Origin of the sequence: Dactylosporangium siamense (assembly GCF_016862795.1) — a bacterium.
GTDB classification, from domain to species: domain Bacteria; phylum Actinomycetota; class Actinomycetes; order Mycobacteriales; family Micromonosporaceae; genus Dactylosporangium; species Dactylosporangium siamense.
This window is the reverse complement of sequence record NZ_BONQ01000017.1, coordinates 1-14,646: the sequence shown is the minus strand read 5'-3', so window position 1 is coordinate 14,646 and position 14,646 is coordinate 1. Positions and strand designations below refer to the sequence as shown.

At 73.6% G+C, this 14,646-nt stretch carries 13 protein-coding genes and 2 riboswitches; of the genes, 5 read left to right on the top strand and 8 right to left on the bottom strand.

The features are described 5' to 3' along the window. Positions 1 to 48: 48 nt before the first annotated feature. On the bottom strand, positions 49 to 1,002 hold the full coding sequence (locus Dsi01nite_RS03975; RefSeq protein ID WP_203844626.1) for an ARPP-1 family domain-containing protein: 954 nt from the start codon (positions 1,000 to 1,002) through the stop codon (positions 49 to 51). Beyond that, the gene (locus Dsi01nite_RS03970) at positions 999 to 2,351 is read right to left on the bottom strand and encodes a hypothetical protein (RefSeq protein ID WP_203844625.1); all 1,353 of its coding nucleotides are present in this window, start codon (positions 2,349 to 2,351) and stop codon (positions 999 to 1,001) included. The genes Dsi01nite_RS03975 and Dsi01nite_RS03970 overlap by 4 nt, the downstream gene beginning before the upstream one ends. 106 nt (positions 2,352 to 2,457) lie before the next feature. On the opposite strand from Dsi01nite_RS03970, the gene Dsi01nite_RS03965 reads away from it, so the two are divergent. From Dsi01nite_RS03965 to Dsi01nite_RS03955, 3 genes are all read left to right on the top strand, one after another. After that, positions 2,458 to 2,943, top strand: coding sequence for a SigE family RNA polymerase sigma factor (locus Dsi01nite_RS03965; protein WP_203844624.1), 486 nt, complete (start codon positions 2,458 to 2,460; stop codon positions 2,941 to 2,943). Further along, positions 2,940 to 3,995 carry a hypothetical protein gene (locus Dsi01nite_RS03960; RefSeq protein WP_203844623.1) on the top strand — a complete coding sequence of 352 codons (1,056 nt, stop codon included), beginning with the start codon at positions 2,940 to 2,942 and terminating at the stop codon, positions 3,993 to 3,995. Before Dsi01nite_RS03965 ends, Dsi01nite_RS03960 begins: the two co-directional genes overlap by 4 nt. 114 nt (positions 3,996 to 4,109) lie before the next feature. Further along, entirely contained in the window at positions 4,110 to 5,438 is a 1,329-nt protein-coding gene (locus tag Dsi01nite_RS03955; RefSeq protein ID WP_203844622.1) for a condensation domain-containing protein, read from the top strand. 38 nt (positions 5,439 to 5,476) lie between these two features. On the opposite strand, the gene Dsi01nite_RS03950 is transcribed toward Dsi01nite_RS03955, so the two are convergent. Continuing rightward, positions 5,477 to 7,309 carry a DUF6311 domain-containing protein gene (locus Dsi01nite_RS03950; RefSeq protein ID WP_203844621.1) on the bottom strand — a complete coding sequence of 611 codons (1,833 nt, stop codon included), beginning with the start codon at positions 7,307 to 7,309 and terminating at the stop codon, positions 5,477 to 5,479. Between the two features lie 213 nt (positions 7,310 to 7,522). Here Dsi01nite_RS03950 and Dsi01nite_RS03945 point away from each other — a divergent pair, with 213 nt between their 5' ends. Then, positions 7,523 to 8,176, top strand: a complete 654-nt coding sequence (locus tag Dsi01nite_RS03945) for a methyltransferase domain-containing protein (protein ID WP_203844831.1) — start codon at positions 7,523 to 7,525, stop codon at positions 8,174 to 8,176. Between the two features lie 10 nt (positions 8,177 to 8,186). Here Dsi01nite_RS03945 and Dsi01nite_RS03940 read toward each other — a convergent pair whose 3' ends face one another. From Dsi01nite_RS03940 to gcvT, 4 genes are all read right to left on the bottom strand, one after another. Continuing rightward, positions 8,187 to 9,080, bottom strand: a complete 894-nt coding sequence (locus Dsi01nite_RS03940) for a hypothetical protein (protein ID WP_203844620.1) — start codon at positions 9,078 to 9,080, stop codon at positions 8,187 to 8,189. A gap of 80 nt (positions 9,081 to 9,160) precedes the next feature. Beyond that, positions 9,161 to 10,513 (bottom strand): L-serine ammonia-lyase, encoded by a 1,353-nt coding sequence (locus tag Dsi01nite_RS03935; RefSeq protein ID WP_203844619.1) that lies wholly within the window; start codon positions 10,511 to 10,513, stop codon positions 9,161 to 9,163. Positions 10,514 to 10,518: 5 nt separating this feature from the next. Further along, positions 10,519 to 10,878 carry a glycine cleavage system protein GcvH gene (gcvH, locus tag Dsi01nite_RS03930; protein WP_203844618.1) on the bottom strand — a complete coding sequence of 120 codons (360 nt, stop codon included), beginning with the start codon at positions 10,876 to 10,878 and terminating at the stop codon, positions 10,519 to 10,521. 5 nt (positions 10,879 to 10,883) lie between these two features. After that, on the bottom strand, positions 10,884 to 11,936 hold the full coding sequence (gene gcvT, locus Dsi01nite_RS03925) for a glycine cleavage system aminomethyltransferase GcvT (RefSeq protein WP_239135664.1): 1,053 nt from the start codon (positions 11,934 to 11,936) through the stop codon (positions 10,884 to 10,886). Between the two features lie 52 nt (positions 11,937 to 11,988). Then, positions 11,989 to 12,089, bottom strand: a riboswitch (glycine riboswitch). Continuing rightward, positions 12,090 to 12,184: riboswitch (glycine riboswitch) on the bottom strand. It abuts the riboswitch before it with no gap. 144 nt (positions 12,185 to 12,328) lie between these two features. On the opposite strand from gcvT, the gene Dsi01nite_RS03920 reads away from it, so the two are divergent. Beyond that, complete coding sequence (locus Dsi01nite_RS03920; RefSeq protein WP_203844616.1) at positions 12,329 to 14,377, top strand: RNA polymerase sigma factor; 2,049 nt, start codon at positions 12,329 to 12,331, stop codon at positions 14,375 to 14,377. Here Dsi01nite_RS03920 and Dsi01nite_RS03915 read toward each other — a convergent pair. Next, positions 14,355 to 14,646: hypothetical protein (locus tag Dsi01nite_RS03915; protein WP_203844615.1), on the bottom strand; the 292-nt coding region annotated here is incomplete at its 5' end. The two genes, Dsi01nite_RS03920 and Dsi01nite_RS03915, sit on opposite strands and share 23 nt — an antisense overlap.

Here is a 14,646-nt window from a genome sequence, read left to right as displayed (position 1 = left end):
GCAATACCGTGTATTCAAACAGTTCCGGTTCGCACCGGCAACCGAATATCAGCCGGCCGCCGCGAACAGCGACGCGTAGACCAGGCGCGAGCCGTCGGTGACGACCTGGCCGCCGACCGTCTCGGCGACCACAGTGGACAGTCGCAGGTCGAGGTAGCGTTCCTCCTCGACGAGGTCGCCCGGCTGCCACGCGGCGCGGGCCAGCCACTCCTCCACCTCGTCCGCCACGCGACGACGGCGTTGCCGCAGCGCGGCCCGCACCCCGTCCAGCGAGTCCGCCTCGAAGGCCTCGACCGCCTCCTCGGGTGCGCCGGTCTCGGCGAACCACGCGGCCGGGCCGTAGGCGAAGCAGACCAGTGCCATCCAGAGCTCGGCGAAGTACACCGGGTCCGGCGCGATCTCGACCCCGGCGAGCCGGTCGCCGACGAAGAACAGCGCGCCGAGCTGCCCGTCGAGGAGCTCCAGGCGGCTCTGGTACTGCGTGAGCACCGCCCGCTTGCGGGTCAGCACCTGCTCCAGGTGACCGCGGGCCGGCAGCCCGTGCCGGGCGTTGAAGCTCGCGATGTCGCCCCAGAGCTTGCTGTACTGGCTGGTCCCCCGCAGCCGCAGCGCTGCCGGGCGCAGCTCGACCGGCAGGACGAAGAACCACTGGTCCCGCTCGGCCAGGTAGCCGCCCTGGCTCTCCTGGACGCAGCACGCGTCGTCGAAGCGCAGCGTCTGGCCCGCGGCGATGAAGCCGGACCGGCACAGGGCGTGGTTCTGCGCGGAGTCCTGGATGTAGCCGACGTGCAGCGGCACGATCGCCACCCCGGTGGTGGCGGGGTTGGTCAGCTCGACCTGGCCGTACGTGACGACCCGGCTGAGCTTGAGCCCACTGCGGGGCGGCGCGACACCCGGGTATGCCGGCCCGAAGACCGGCACCATGGTGAGCGCGCCGGCCCGCTGCGGCGGCCCGAGGCGGTAGCCGGTGGTGTCCAACCCGGCGGGAACTGGCAGGTTCATCGCGATCCTCCTTCCAAAGCCGACCCAGCCGAGGCAGCCGACCCGGCCGACCCGGCCGGCACAGCCGCCGCGGCGGACGCGGCCAGGGAGCTTTCGACAAGCGCGAGGCGGCGGCGCAGCTCCGCGCCGATCCACGCGTCCGCCGCGGCACCGTCCACATGGGACAGCAGCCACAGCACCAGTGGCGCCAGGTCGTCGCTGTGCCAGAACGCCCGCTGCGGCAGCAGCGGCGCGGGCCGGCGCAGCGTCAGGTCGTCGGCGCGGCCGAACGTGGCCTGGCAGAACACGACCGGCGTGTGGACGCCGGCCCGGGGCAGGGTCGCGGTGACCCGGGCCAGGTCGCCCGGGTGGACGTTCTCGTACCCGTCGGAGGCGACCGCGACGACGTCCGGCCCGGTGGCGAGCGCGTCCAGGACGCCGGTCGCCAGGTCGGTGGCGCCGCCGGGACGGCCGTTCACGCCGCCGACCGGGACCACGACGAGCCGCGCGCAGACCCGGTCCAGGACCCGCCGCAGCGCGGCGACCTGCGAGGCGACCGCCCATGCACGCTCGCCGTAGCCGCGCATGGACGCGGAGTCGTCCAGGACCAGCGCGACGGTGCCGTCGTAGCGGGGCAGGCCGGCGACGACCTCGTCGGTGTACCGCGCGACGGCGGGCAGCAGCTCGTCGCTCGGCCCGCCGCGCCGCAGGTGCACGAGCGTGGCGGCGAGGTCGCCCCGGTTGGTGGCGGTGACCGTCTCCGGCCGCGCGGACGTCAGGTCGAGGTCGCCGGCCGCCGGCGGGAGCGGGACGAGCGCGGTGCCCTCGCGATGCCGGTACAGGGCCGGCACGCCGCGCGACCAGGCGTCGCCCAGGAACGCCCCGCGCGGCAGCGCACCACGCGACAGCACGCCGCGGGCGGTGGCCCGGCCGAGGGCGTGCTCGAAGCAGTCCTGGGCGATGCCGCGCCGGGCCCGGACGAGCTCGGCGGCGTGCGGGTGCTCCAGCAGGACCGTGAGCACCGTCCGGGTGACGTGCTTGTGGTTGGCCCGGCGCCGGCGCACCGCCAGCAGCACCGTCAGCACGTCGGCCGGCGCGAGCCCGAGCGCCAGGACCCGGGTGACCCGCGCCAGGGTGTCCCGCACGGTGTCCGGCGTGCCGGCGCGGGACGCGAGCAGCAGCTGCAGCAGCATCCGGGCGCGCTGCGGGGCGAGCACCCCGGGCGTGAGGGCGGTCAGCGCGAACCGCTGCGGATCGGCCGCGTACGCCTCGGCGTGCACGGCCTCGTCGTCCCACACCACGGCACCGGCCCGCGGCACCCGCAGGGCCGTGTCGTGCCGTTGGAGGTGGCGCACGAACTGCACGGTCATGGAAATCCCCCCTGTGTGGTCGCCGCCAGGGTCGCACCGGAAAATTCGGTGGAGCGAATGCTTTTCCGCATGCAACCGCAGACCCGGCAGGGGCGTGTACCTCGTCATGGCAGACGCCGACACCTTCGCGGAGTTCTACCGCGACACCTACCGGGGCCTGGTGGCGCAGCTCGTCGCGTACACGGCCGACCTCGGCGAAGCGCAGGACGTGGCGCAGGAGGTCTATGTCCGGGCGTGGTCACGCTGGCGGCGGATCAGCACCTACGACGACCCGAGGGCGTGGGTGAGCCGCGTCGGGCACAACCTCGTCATCAGCAGGTGGCGCCGGGCCCGCACGGCCCTGGCCGGCCTGACCCGGCACGGCCCGCCGCCGGACACCCCCGAGCCCGACGCGACCACCCTGGACCTCGTCGCGGCGCTGCGCCGGCTGCCGGAGCCGCAGCGCCGGGCCCTCGTGCTGTTCCACCTCGGCGGCTTCACGGTCGCCGAGATCGCCAGGATGGAGGGCGCGCCGGACAACACCGTGAAGGCCCGGCTCGCCCGCGGCCGGCAGGCCCTCGCCCCGATGCTGACCACGGAGGTGACGTCATGACCGACCAGGACGCCGTCGACCGGGCGTTCCGCGCCCTGCAGGACCGGGTGGACAGGGCCGCGGTCGCGCCGCCCACCGAACGGATCGAGGCGAGGGGCCGGCGCCGCCGCACGGGGCACGTGGCCCTCGCCGGGCTGACCGCCCTCGCGGTCATCACCGGCGGCTGGGCGGTCTCCCGCGACCCCGGCCGGGACGCGGTCCCGAACCCGCCCGCCGCGACCGCGACGACCGGAAAGCCGCCGTCAGCGTCCCCGGAGAAGCCGCCGACCGGCACCCGGCCGGTGAAGATCCCGCCCGGCTTCCTCGCCGGCGAGAGCAGCGCCGACGAGGTCATCGACGACCACGACTACCAGGCCGGCTGCCTCGGCCAGCCCGTCGCCCGCCGGGTCATGTCCGAGTTCGACGGCGAGCAGGCGCAGCGCCGGCAGCTGACCCAGGCCCTGTACGTGTACCGCGACGAGGACGCCGCCAAGGCGGTCATGCGGGACCTGAAGCCGAAGTTGCAACAGTGCAGCGGCTTCGAGGGCGCGAGCGTGCTCAAGCCGGTGAGCACCCCGGCCCTCGGCGGCGAGGCGTTGTCGATCACGATCGCGCTGCCCCGCGACGGTGCCGGCGAGCACGCCGGGGAGCCGTTCCGGTTCCTGGTGGTCCGGGTCGGCTCGGCGGTCGCCGTGTTCGACGGCATCCCGCGCACCCCGGAGACGATCGACCGCTCGACGGCGCTGATCCCCCGCCTGTGCGTCTTCGGGTCGGGCTGCCCACCGCAGGGCGCCGTGCCGGTGACGCCGGCGGTGAACGGGGGCGAGGCGTGGGCCGCCGTCGTGGGCGTGCACGAGACCGGGACCCACGAGCCACCGGCGGACGAGAAGGCGGGCGAGCTGGCCACGCGGGGCTACCGGGCGGCGGTGGTGCCCCTGGCGTGCGACGTGGGCGCCGCGGCGGCGCTGGGCGTGCCGGAGGGCAGGAGCTACTCCGTCGTCTACTTCGGCTCACGACAGGACGCGGAGACGCTCGGGCTGCCGGTCGTGCGGGTCCGGACGTACTGCCTGTGAGCGGTGCCCGCGACGGTCAGGAGCACTGCATATACAGGTTCGCCGCGCCGTCGACATCCGTGCGGCGGTGCACGAGACTCGGCCCCGGGTGGTCGGCGAACAGGGGGAGCGGGCATGACGGTGGCGCACGCACAGACGGACCAGCGCTCGGAGCTGGCGTTCAGCGGTGGCAGGGCGGGGGCAGGCCCGGCGACCTGGGGACAGCAGGCGATCTGGGACGTCGTTCGCTCCCTCGGCACGGATGCCGCCCGCTACAACGTCTCCGGCGGGCTGCCGCTGCCGGCGGCGGTGCCGATGGATCGGGTCGAGGGCGCCGTCCGCGACCTGGTGCTGCTGCACGAGTCGCTGCGGACCCGGCTGCGCACCGCCGACGACGGCCGCCTCGACCAGGTCGTGCACGCCGCCGGCGGCATCCCGGTGCTGACCCGCGCGGCCGACCCGGACACGGTCGAGGCGACCGCGTACGCGCTGCGCGACGAGCTCCTCGCGGTCCCGTTCGACGCCGAGCGGGAGTGGCCGCTGCGGGTCGGTGTCGTGCGGGTCGGCGCCGGCGCCCGCTACGTCGTGTTCTTCCTGTCCCACACCGCCTCCGACGGCTGGGGCCTGCGCAACCTCCTCGCCGACTTCGCGGCGCTGCTGCACGGCCCGCTGCCGGCGCGGGACCTGCTGCAGCCCCTGGAGGAGGCCGCGTTCCAGGTCTCGGACCGGGGCCGCCGCCGTGACGCCGCCGCCCGCCGCTCCTGGCTGGACAAACTGGGCCGGGGCCCGGCGCGGCAGTTCCCGGCCCGCCCGCCGGCGGCCACCTTCCCCAACGCGGTGCTCAACTCCCCCGCGCTGGGGCTGGCCCTGGACCGGGTCGCGGCGACCCTGTCCGTCAGCCCGGCCGCGGTCGTCCTCGCCGCGGCGGCCGCGTCCGCCGCCCGGCTCACCGGCGTCGGCGAGGCCGTCTTCCAGGTCGTGGTCAACAACCGGTTCCTGCCCGGCATGGCCGGCGGCGTGACCACGATCGCCCAGGAGGGGCTGTTCCACCTCACCGGCACCGGCGGCGGGGACTTCCCGGACCTGGTCCGCCGGACGTTCGGCGCCGCCCTGTCCGCGCAGCGGCACGCGTACTACGACAAGCTGGCCCTCGACCGGGACGTCGCGGCCCTCGACGGCGCCTGCGACCACTCCTGCTTCGTCAACGACCAGCGGGGCCTGATGCCGGCGCTGAACTTCGCCGCGCCGGCCCCGGCGCCGCTGCGGGAGGCTCTCGCCCGCACGACCCTGACCTGGCCGGTGGAGCACGAGCCGCGCCGGGGCGTGTCGTTCGCCCTCGACGCCCAGGACGCGCCGGGCGCCCTCGAGCTCGCGATGACCGCCGACAGCGCCATCCTGCCCAGATCGGACATGTCCACGTTCCTGTACACGATCGAGGACCTGATCGTGCGGGCCGCGAGTTGACCTTGGAAGATCTTCCAAGGTCAACGATCACGACGCCGTCACGACACCTTCCAGATCCAGACGTCCATGATGTGCTCGCCGGGGCCGAACAGCAGGTCGGCGGTCTGCCGGATGGCGTCGCTGTTGCCGTGCCCGTCGGCGAGGATGATCCGGTCCGCCTTCCAGTACGCCAGGTCGGCCTTGGCCTGGGCCACGTACTCCGGGCCGAGCTGCGGCACGACGCCGTCGTTGCCGACCTGGCCGAGCAGGGACCAGGTCTGCGGGTAGGTCGGGCCGAACATCGCCTTGCGCTCCGGGTCGTTCGGGTCCGGCGCGAGGAAGTAGCCACCGGCGATCTTGAAGTCGATGTCGGAGCTGACCGACCAGCGCATCGCGTCGAGCCCCTCCCACCAGCCGCCGGGGATGACCACCACGGTCGCCTGGTCCGGCACGTGCTGCCGCCACACCCCGCTGCTGAAGAAGACCGGCGCGGGCGAGCGGTCGTTCGTCGGCTGCGGCGTCGGCACCAACGGCAGCAACGCCATCGCCAGCGCTGCTGCCCACAACCAGCGGCCCGCGACCGGCAGCGGCTCCTCGTCGGGGTCGGTGTCCACCCGGGCGGCGGGGGGCTCTGAGGCGAACGACCCCTCGGCCGGCGGCCCGGCCGGGGCGGGGGCCGCGACGGCCAGGGCCGGCTCGGCGCGGGTGACCGGCGGCACGACGATGAACCGGTCGACCAGGATCGCCAGGAGCGCCCCGACGAGCGGTGTGACGACGAGCGCGACCCGGGTCGGCACCACGGAGTCGAACAGCGGCAGGTCGACCAGGAACCGCCAGGGGCCGTGCCAGGTGGTCTCCTCGCCCTTGTAGCGCACGACCGGGCCGAGCGACAGCAGCGCGAACACGACGGCGGTGACGAACAGCGCCCGCGCGACCCGCTCCCGCCACAGCGCGGCCGCGGCGGCCGGCAGGAGCAGCAGCAGGGGCCAGCCGAAGAACGTGTTCTCCTCCGTGGGCCCGCCGAGCTTGTCGATGAGGGTCACGTCGCCCAGGATCGAGCGGCGGCTGAAGTTGTAGAACCCGGCGAAGTCGGCGCTGAAGCCGTGCACGAAGTCGGGCAGCCCGTGGTAGGCCTGCGGGCCGGCGAACTGGTGCCACAGCGGGTAGGCCATGACGGTGCCGGCGACCAGGGCGGTGACGCCGAGGGCCGGCAGCGCGGCGCGGGCGGCCGGCAGCATCGCGCTCGGCCGCAGGAACACCAGCAGGAACACCAGCAACGCGAACGCCGCGAGGAACAGGACCTCCTCGTTGATGAAGCACTGGTACAGCACCAGCCCGGCCAGCACGAGACCCTTGCGGACCGGGTTGCCGGGGGTGCCCATCCGGAACACCGCCCACAGGATCAGCGGGATCATGAACTGTCCGGCGATGTTCGGGTGCCCGGTCGTCTGCGACACCATCGCGGGACCGAACCCGCAGAACAGCGCGCCCAGGTACGCTGCCGTCCGGGACCGCACCACCCCACACCCCAGCAGCATGAAGAACCACGCGATCGAGGTCGCCGCCGGCGCGATCGTGCTGATCAGCGCGAACGTCACCGGCGCGCCGAACAGCAGCGTGATCGGGGCGAGCGGCAGGGCGAGCCCGAGGATGGATGTGTTGGCCATCAGGTTCACGCCCAGCGGGGCGTTGAGCTGGTCGGTGAAGATCGGGGAGTCACCATGGGTGAAGAATCGCGCGGCGTGCGTCAGCACCCACTCGAAGAACACCTGGTCCTGGTAGTTGTCCGCGAGCATCCGGGTCTGCGGCGCCGCCCACAGGTGGTGGAACAGCACGACGGAGAAGACCACATAGCTCACGACGGCAAGCGCGTTCTTTCCGCCGGTTTTCACGGGTGAGACCATAGCTGGACCGCTGCCCATAGCGCACGCTCTGGCCCCAGAGCATCGACGTCGATAAACTACGCCAATTCCGGATAACATGATCAGATCGTTGGATCGCCGAGCTACCGAGGAGACGCCGTGCCGCCTGGAGGCGATCGGGATCGCAGTGCGGAGATCCTCGGTGACCAGCTCATCCAGTCCGAGGTCCTCGAGGGCCTCGCGATGGCGAAGAACCACCGCAAGTGGTTCGTCGCGTTCGCGACGCCGTTCCTCGGCGACGACCCGATCGAGGTCAGCGCGGGTCTCGGCGACTACGCGGCGGAGTGGCTGGAGCACGCCCCGCGGATGACGGTCACCGAGGCCGACCCGGACCGGCTGCTCGCCCTCAAGGAGCGGTTCTCCGCGAACCGTGAGGTCTCGATCCGGGAGCTGATGCTGCCGAGCGAGATCACCGCCGAGCACAGCGCCGCCGTGTCCTACAACGTCCTGGAGCACATCGAGGACCACCTCGGCGCGCTGCGGACGATGCGGGCGCTGGTCCGCCCCGGCGGCTACGTGATCATCGTGGTCCCCGCGTTCCCGTTCGCGATGGGCCCCGCCGACATCGCGACCGGCCACGTGCGCCGGTACACCCGCAAGACCATGCGGGAGGTCCTGCTCGCGGCCGACCTGGAGATCGAGCGGCTGCACTACGCCAACTCGCTGGGCCTGATCGGCTACTACGTGTCGACCTGCCTGCTGCGGCAGAAGCCGGGCCCGGGCCTGATGGTGAAGTTCTACGACTCGACGGTCGCGCCGATGACGCGGTTCGCCGAGAAGTTCATCACGCCGCCCTTCGGGCAGTCGGTCATCGCCATCGCCCGCCGGCCCGCCTGAAAGTTTCGCTCTATCTGAGATTGTTCGGCCGGGCGGCCGCCAGCCACCCGGCCGGGTCGTCCGTAGCGATCGGGTAGCCGTAGGTCAGGTCCGCGTGGCCCGACGACACGGTGTCCCGCGCCCAGAGGCGTTCGCACCGCGAGCAGCGGTACACGGCCAGCCACCGCGCCGGGTCGACGGCCACCTCGTCCAGCAGCGGCAGGATCCGGGTCCAGTTGGCGGCCAGCCGCGCCGCCTCCCACCGCGCGCCCGGGGCCTCGAGCCGCTCGTGCCGGCACCCGCAGACCAGGGGCTCGGCCAGGTACCCGTGCCGCCGCGCCCACGCCAGGACCCGGTTCGTCTTGCGCCGCGACCGCCAGCCCCTCCCCCGCCGCGTGTGCTGCCAGACGAGGGCGTCGGTGTCCACGTCCGGGTGGACCAGGGCGCAGGCGAGCGCCTCGTGCGCGTCGTAGGGCCCGCGGTAGGCCCGCCGCGCCGCCTCGAGCACCGTGTCGGGCGGGTACAGCCGCTGCCGGGCGAGGGCCAGCCGGGAAAGTTTCGTGACGGTGCTCGGAAACAGCCCGTGCGCGACCGGCTCCCCCGGCGCGCCGAGCGCCAGCCCCCGCCCGGCGTCGATCAGCCGCTCCGGCACCGGCGGGACGTCACCCGCCGGAGGGAATCCTCCCCGCAGGTACGTCAGGAACTCCTGCGCGCCGGGGTCATACCCGAGCGCCGCCCGGACGAGGTCCAGCAGTCCGGGCCCCGCCGCCACCCCGGCCAGCACCAGCCGCTCGAGCGGCAGCTCCTGCACGACCGCCCAGGCCGCCCCGGGTTCGGCGACGTCGACCGTCCAGAAGCCGGTGTCCCTCGGCCGCAGCTCGGCGAGCCCCCGCTCCACCTCGCCCGGACCCAGGACCCGCTCCACCGTCCCAGTCTCCCACCCCCACCCGAGTGGACCCTGGAGACTTTGACCGCCTATGACCGGACAAAGTCTCCAAGGTCAATTCAGCACTCGATCACCGTCACCGCGAGGCCGCCCCGGGCGGTCTCCTTGTACTTGACGGACATGTCGCGGCCGGTGTCGCGCATGGTGCGGATGGCCTTGTCGAGGGTGACCTTGTGGTTGCCGTCGCCGTTGAGCGCGAGCCGGGCCGCGGTGATGGCCTTGACCGAGGCGATGGCGTTGCGTTCGATGCACGGGATCTGGACGAGGCCGCCGACCGGGTCGCAGGTGAGGCCGAGGTTGTGTTCGAGGCCGATCTCGGCGGCGTTCTCGACCTGCGCCGGGGTGCCGCCGAGGACCTCGCACAGCCCGGCGGCGGCCATCGCGCACGCCGACCCCACCTCGCCCTGGCAGCCGACCTCGGCGCCCGAGATGGAGGCGTTGCCCTTGATGAGCATGCCGACGGCGGCGGCGGTGAGCAGGAAGCGGGCGACGCCGTCGTCGGTGGCGCCGGGCACGAAGCGGGTGTAGTAGTGCAGGACGGCGGGGATGATGCCGGCGGCGCCGTTGGTGGGGGCGGTGACGACCCGGCCGCCGGAGGCGTTCTCCTCGTTGACGGCGAGCGCGTAGAGGTTCACCCAGTCGAGGACCTTCAGCGGGTCGACACCTTCAGCGGAAGCCTTCAGGTCGCGGTACAGGGCCGGCGCGCGGCGCGGGACCCGCAGGCCACCGGGCAGGACACCGTCGAAGGACCGGGTGCAGCCGCGCTCGACGCAGGCCTGCATCACGGACCACAGGTGCAGCAGCCCGGCGCGGGTGTCGGCGTCGGGGCGCCAGGCGCGTTCGTTGGCGAGCATGACGTCGCTCACCGGCAGGGACAGGTCCCGGCACAGGGCGAGCAGCTCGCCGCCGGTGGCGAACGGGTGCGGCAGGACCGTGGTGTCGGCGACGACGCCGGTGTCACCGGCGACGAACCCGCCGCCGACGGAGAAGTAGGTGCGTTCCGAGATCACCGCGCCGGACGGGTCCCACGCGTGGAAGCGCATGCCGTTCGGGTGCTCGGGCAGCGACCTGCGGCGGTGCAGGACGACGTCGGCGTCGGGGTCGAACGCGATGTCGGCACCACCGGGCAGGCGCAGCCGGCCGGCGTCGCGGACGGCGGCGACGCGTTCGTCGGCGGTGTCGGTGTCCACCGTCGCCGGGTCCTCGCCGAGCAGGCCCAGGACGACGGCCTTCGCGGAGCCGTGGCCGTGACCGGTGGCGCCGAGCGAGCCGAACAGCTCCGCCCGCACCCGCCCGACCGCGAGACCGTCCAATGTGGACGCGAAGCGGCGGGCGGCGCGCATCGGGCCGACGGTGTGCGACGAGGACGGGCCGATGCCGACGGAGTAGAGGTCGAACGCGCTCAACGCCACCGGGCTCACCCGACCAGCGCGGCGTAGGCGGACGCGTCGAGCAGGTCCGGGGTTCCGGAGACGCTGATCCGGAACAGCCAGCCGCGCTCGTACGGGTCCTCGTTGAGCAGCCCCGGCTCGGCGGCGACGAGCGGGTTGACCTCGACCACGACACCGTCGGCGGGGGCGACGAGGTCGCTGACGGACTTCGTGGACTCGATCTCACCGCAGGGCACGCCGGCGGTGACGGCGGCGCCGACGTCGGGCAGCTGGACGTACACGATGTCGCCGAGGGACGACGCGGCGAACGCGGTGATCCCCACGACGCCGTCGAGCAGCCATTCGTGGTCGCGGGTGTAGGACAGGTGCGGCGGGATCGCGGACATGATGCTCACCTCTGCGAGGAGTAGAAGGGCAGCGTGACGACGTGGGCGTCGACGCCGGTGCCGCGGACGTCGACGGTGAGCCGGGTCCCGGGCGCGGACCAGCCGGCCGCGACGTAGGCCATCGCGACGGGGTGGCCGAGGGTCGGGGAGAGCGCGCCGCTGGTGACGGCCCCGACGGTGGTGCCCTCCGCCAGCACCGGGTAGCCCGCCCGGGGCGCCCGCCGGGTGCCGGTGACGAGGCCGACGAGGGTGGCGAAACCGCCCGTGGCGCGCTGTCGGCGCAGGGCGGCGGCGCCGACGAAGTCCCGCTTGTCGAAGGCGACGACCCGTTCGAGGCCGGCCTGCAGCGGGGTCACCCGGACGGACAGTTCGTGGCCGTACAACGCCATCCCGGCCTCCAGGCGCAGCGTGTCCCGGCAGGCGAGCCCCGCGGGGGTCGGACCGCGGTCGAGCAGGGACCGCCACACGGCCACGGCGTCGGCGGGGCGGCAGTACACCTCGAAGCCGTCCTCGCCGGTGTACCCGGTCCGGGCGAGCAGCACGTCCCGGCCGGCGACCGCGAAGGCCCGGATCCCGTAGTAGGGCAACGGCCCCGGGTCGAGCATCGCCGCGGCGGCGGGGCCCTGCACCGCGATCAGCGCCCAGTCGGCCGACGCGTCGCGGACGTCGACGCCGAAGCCGTCGGCGTGCTCGCGCAGCATCACGTGGACGACCGTGGTGTTGGCCGCGTTGGCCACGACCAGGTAGCGGCGCTCGGCGAGGCGGTAGACGACCAGGTCGTCCAGGACACCACCGGTGTCGTGGCAGAGCATGGTGTAGCGGGCGCGCCCGACCGGCAGCGTCGACAGCCGGCCGACCAGCGCGTGGTCGAGGAACCGGCCCGCGTCGGCGCCGGTGACCTCGAGCTCGCCCATGTGGGACAGGTCGAACAACCCGGCGGCGCGGCGCACGGCGTGATGCTCGGCGAGCTCACCCTGGTAGCGCAGCGGCATGCGCCGGCCGGCGAAGTCGGTGAAGGTGGCACCCAGATCGCGGTGCACGTCGAACAGCGGTGTCACGAGAGGCTCCCTGGGTCCGGGTGCCGTCGCGGACGGCACCCCTGCTGGGTGACCTCCCCGCTCTGTCATCGGAACCTGAGAGCTTCACCGCCCGAGATGGGCGGTTTGCACCGTGGGCGCAGGACAGCTGTCGTCCTGACTTTCCAGAGTCGCCTGACCGCGGCGGTACCTGTGCCTGAGAGATTCTGGGGAGAACGTTGCTCCTTCGGCGCCCCGGTGGTGTCCGGGGGCTCTCCCGTCGCGGGTCGTGCAGCGCGATATGTGGTTGTGATCCAGGACCGTAAGACCCGCCGCGCCGCCGCGTCAAGCCGCAAAAGTGTTATGGCACGTGCCCGGCCGGGGTCTGCGGGATGGTACGAACCAGGTACCGCAGCGGCAGGAGCGATCGGGTGATGGCGCAGACACAGACCGACGAGGTGCTCGTTGCGGCGGCCCGGGACGGGGACCGGGCCGCCGTCGAGGCGCTCGCCGCGCGGTACCTGCCGCTGGTCTACACCGTCGTCGGCCGCGGCGCGGACCGAGATCTCGACGTCGACGACATCGTCCAGGACACGATGGTGCGGGTCGTGACGGGCGTGTCCGGGGTGCGGCAGGCGGAACGGTTCCGGTCGTGGGTGGTGACGATCGCGTTGCGGCAGCTCGCCGACGCCCGCGCCGAGGCCCGCCGGTCCCGGCTGAGCCGCGCCGACGACCCGGCCGGCGACGACCGGGAGGACCCGGCGGCGGACTTCGTCGGGCTCACCGTGCTGCGGCAGGTCCTCGACACCGAGCAGCGGGAGATCGCCGAGGCGGCCCGGTGGCTGGACCCGGCGTTCCGCGTGGTGCTGTCGCTGTGGTGGCTTGAGGCCGGCGGGCACCTGACCCGGGCCGAGGTCGCCGAGGCCCTGGAGCTGTCCGCGGCGCACGCCGGGGTCCGGGTGCAGCGGATGCGGGAGCAGCTGGACGTGGCCCGCTCGGTGGTCCGGGCCCTCGATGCAGCGCCGGGCTGCCCGGCGCTGCGGGACACCACGACCGGCTGGGACGGCGAACCGGATCCGTTGTGGCGCAAGCGGGTCGCCCGGCACGTCCGGGACTGCCCGCGGTGCTCGGAGCGGTCGCGGCGGCTCACCGCGGCCGAAGGGCTCCTCGCCGGCCTGCCGCTGCTGGCCCCGCCGGCCCCGCACCGCGCCCCAGGGGTGCTCGTCGCGTCCCGGCCGCGCCTGCTGGCGGTCGCCGGCGGGGCGACGGCCGTCGCGATCGCGCTTGCCGTCGGGGTGGCGGTGTGGCGGCCGGACCGGGATCCGGTGCCGCGGCAGTCACTGCCGGTCGCGGCGCCACCGGCGACGGGAAAGGCGCCGGGAGCGTCCGCCCTGCCGTCACCGTCACCGTCGGCGTCGGCGCAGCCGTTCTTCACCGTGCTGCCCGCGACGCCGGCGGTCGTCGAGGCGAAGGTGACGGGCGCGGTGCGGCAGCAGCAGCGCGTGGCCGGGCGGGACAACGGCCAGAGCACCCTGTACGGCGACCGCTCCGTCTGGATCTTCGACGACACCACGCTGAAGGACCCGTTCGGGTTCATCTCCAACAGCGGCGCCGCCACCAGGGACCTGGACGCGTCCGACGGCATCGACCTCACCTCGAACAACCCCGTCACCGTCGACGCCGCCACGGCACCCGTCGAGCTGATCACCCGCAACCAGGCCGAGCTGGACTACGAGAAGACGCATCCGGCCCGGTTCGCGTTCTGGCCCGGACCAGTCGTCGCCGACCCCGCCCGCGGCCGCGTCCTGGTGTTCTACGGCAAGCTCTGCCGCGCCGCCGACCCCTGCACCGGCCCGCTGGGCAAGGGCCTGGGCACCGGAATCGCGGCGATCGACATGAAGACCGGCGCCGTCACCCGCCTCACCGCCGGCAACGGTCCGGCCGTCACCAGCCTCGAGGGCGTCGACCGCAGCATGTTCTTCCCCGACGGCGCCGGGTACAGCTCGGCCGCCCTCGTCGTCGGGGACGTGCTGTACGCGTACGGCGCCTGCACGTACCAGGGCTGCAAACTCGCGAAGGTGAACCTCGCGGAGCTGACCGACCGTCGCAAGTGGACGTTCCGCACGAAGGACGGGTGGAGCGCGGACCCGGGCGCGGGCGTCGTCACCATCGCCGCCGGCGCGGCCGGTCAGACCGTCTTCTACGCCCCGGCGCTCAAGGCGTGGGTCAACACCTACCTGCCCTACGGCTCCAACGACGTCATGTTCCAGGTCGGCGGGGCGCCGTCCGGGCCGTGGTCGAAGCCGGTGAAGGTGGTGACCGTCCCGGCGGGCGGCGACTCCGGCGCACAGGCCGCGAACTACGCCCTGTTCGCGCATCCGGAGTACGCCCGCCAGGACGGTCTCGTGCAGTACCTGACCTACTTCAACCCCGCCAGCGGGGAGCAGCGCATCCTGCGGGTCACGTTCCAGCCGCGAAGGTGAGCCGGACCAGGCGCTGCTCGCCGCTGTCCGGGTGGAAGTACGACAGGTACTGCACCAGGCCGTCGCGCCGCGCGTACTCCGGGTGCCCGAACAGCGCGTAGTTGTTCGCCGTCCCGCCGGCCGTGGTCATCGCCTTCACCGGCGCCGACCACGGGCCGGACGGCGCGCCGCCGACCTGGAACATGACGTCGTTCGAGCCGAACGGCATGAACACGTTCAGCCACGCCTTCAGCGCCGGGGCGTAGAAGACGGTCTGACCGGCCGCGCCG

Bases quoted from the DNA above. Each gene is read 5' to 3' on its own strand.
- Dsi01nite_RS03975 (WP_203844626.1), bottom strand. From the start codon at position 1,002: ATGAACCTGCCAGTTCCCGCCGGGTTGGACACCACCGGCTACCGCCTC.
- Dsi01nite_RS03970 (WP_203844625.1), bottom strand. From the start codon at position 2,351: ATGACCGTGCAGTTCGTGCGCCACCTCCAACGGCACGACACGGCCCTG.
- Dsi01nite_RS03965 (WP_203844624.1), top strand. From the start codon at position 2,458: ATGGCAGACGCCGACACCTTCGCGGAGTTCTACCGCGACACCTACCGG.
- Dsi01nite_RS03960 (WP_203844623.1), top strand. From the start codon at position 2,940: ATGACCGACCAGGACGCCGTCGACCGGGCGTTCCGCGCCCTGCAGGAC.
- Dsi01nite_RS03955 (WP_203844622.1), top strand. From the start codon at position 4,110: ATGACGGTGGCGCACGCACAGACGGACCAGCGCTCGGAGCTGGCGTTC.
- Dsi01nite_RS03945 (WP_203844831.1), top strand. From the start codon at position 7,523: ATGGCGAAGAACCACCGCAAGTGGTTCGTCGCGTTCGCGACGCCGTTC.
- gcvH (WP_203844618.1), bottom strand. From the start codon at position 10,878: ATGTCCGCGATCCCGCCGCACCTGTCCTACACCCGCGACCACGAATGG.
- Dsi01nite_RS03920 (WP_203844616.1), top strand. From the start codon at position 12,329: ATGGCGCAGACACAGACCGACGAGGTGCTCGTTGCGGCGGCCCGGGAC.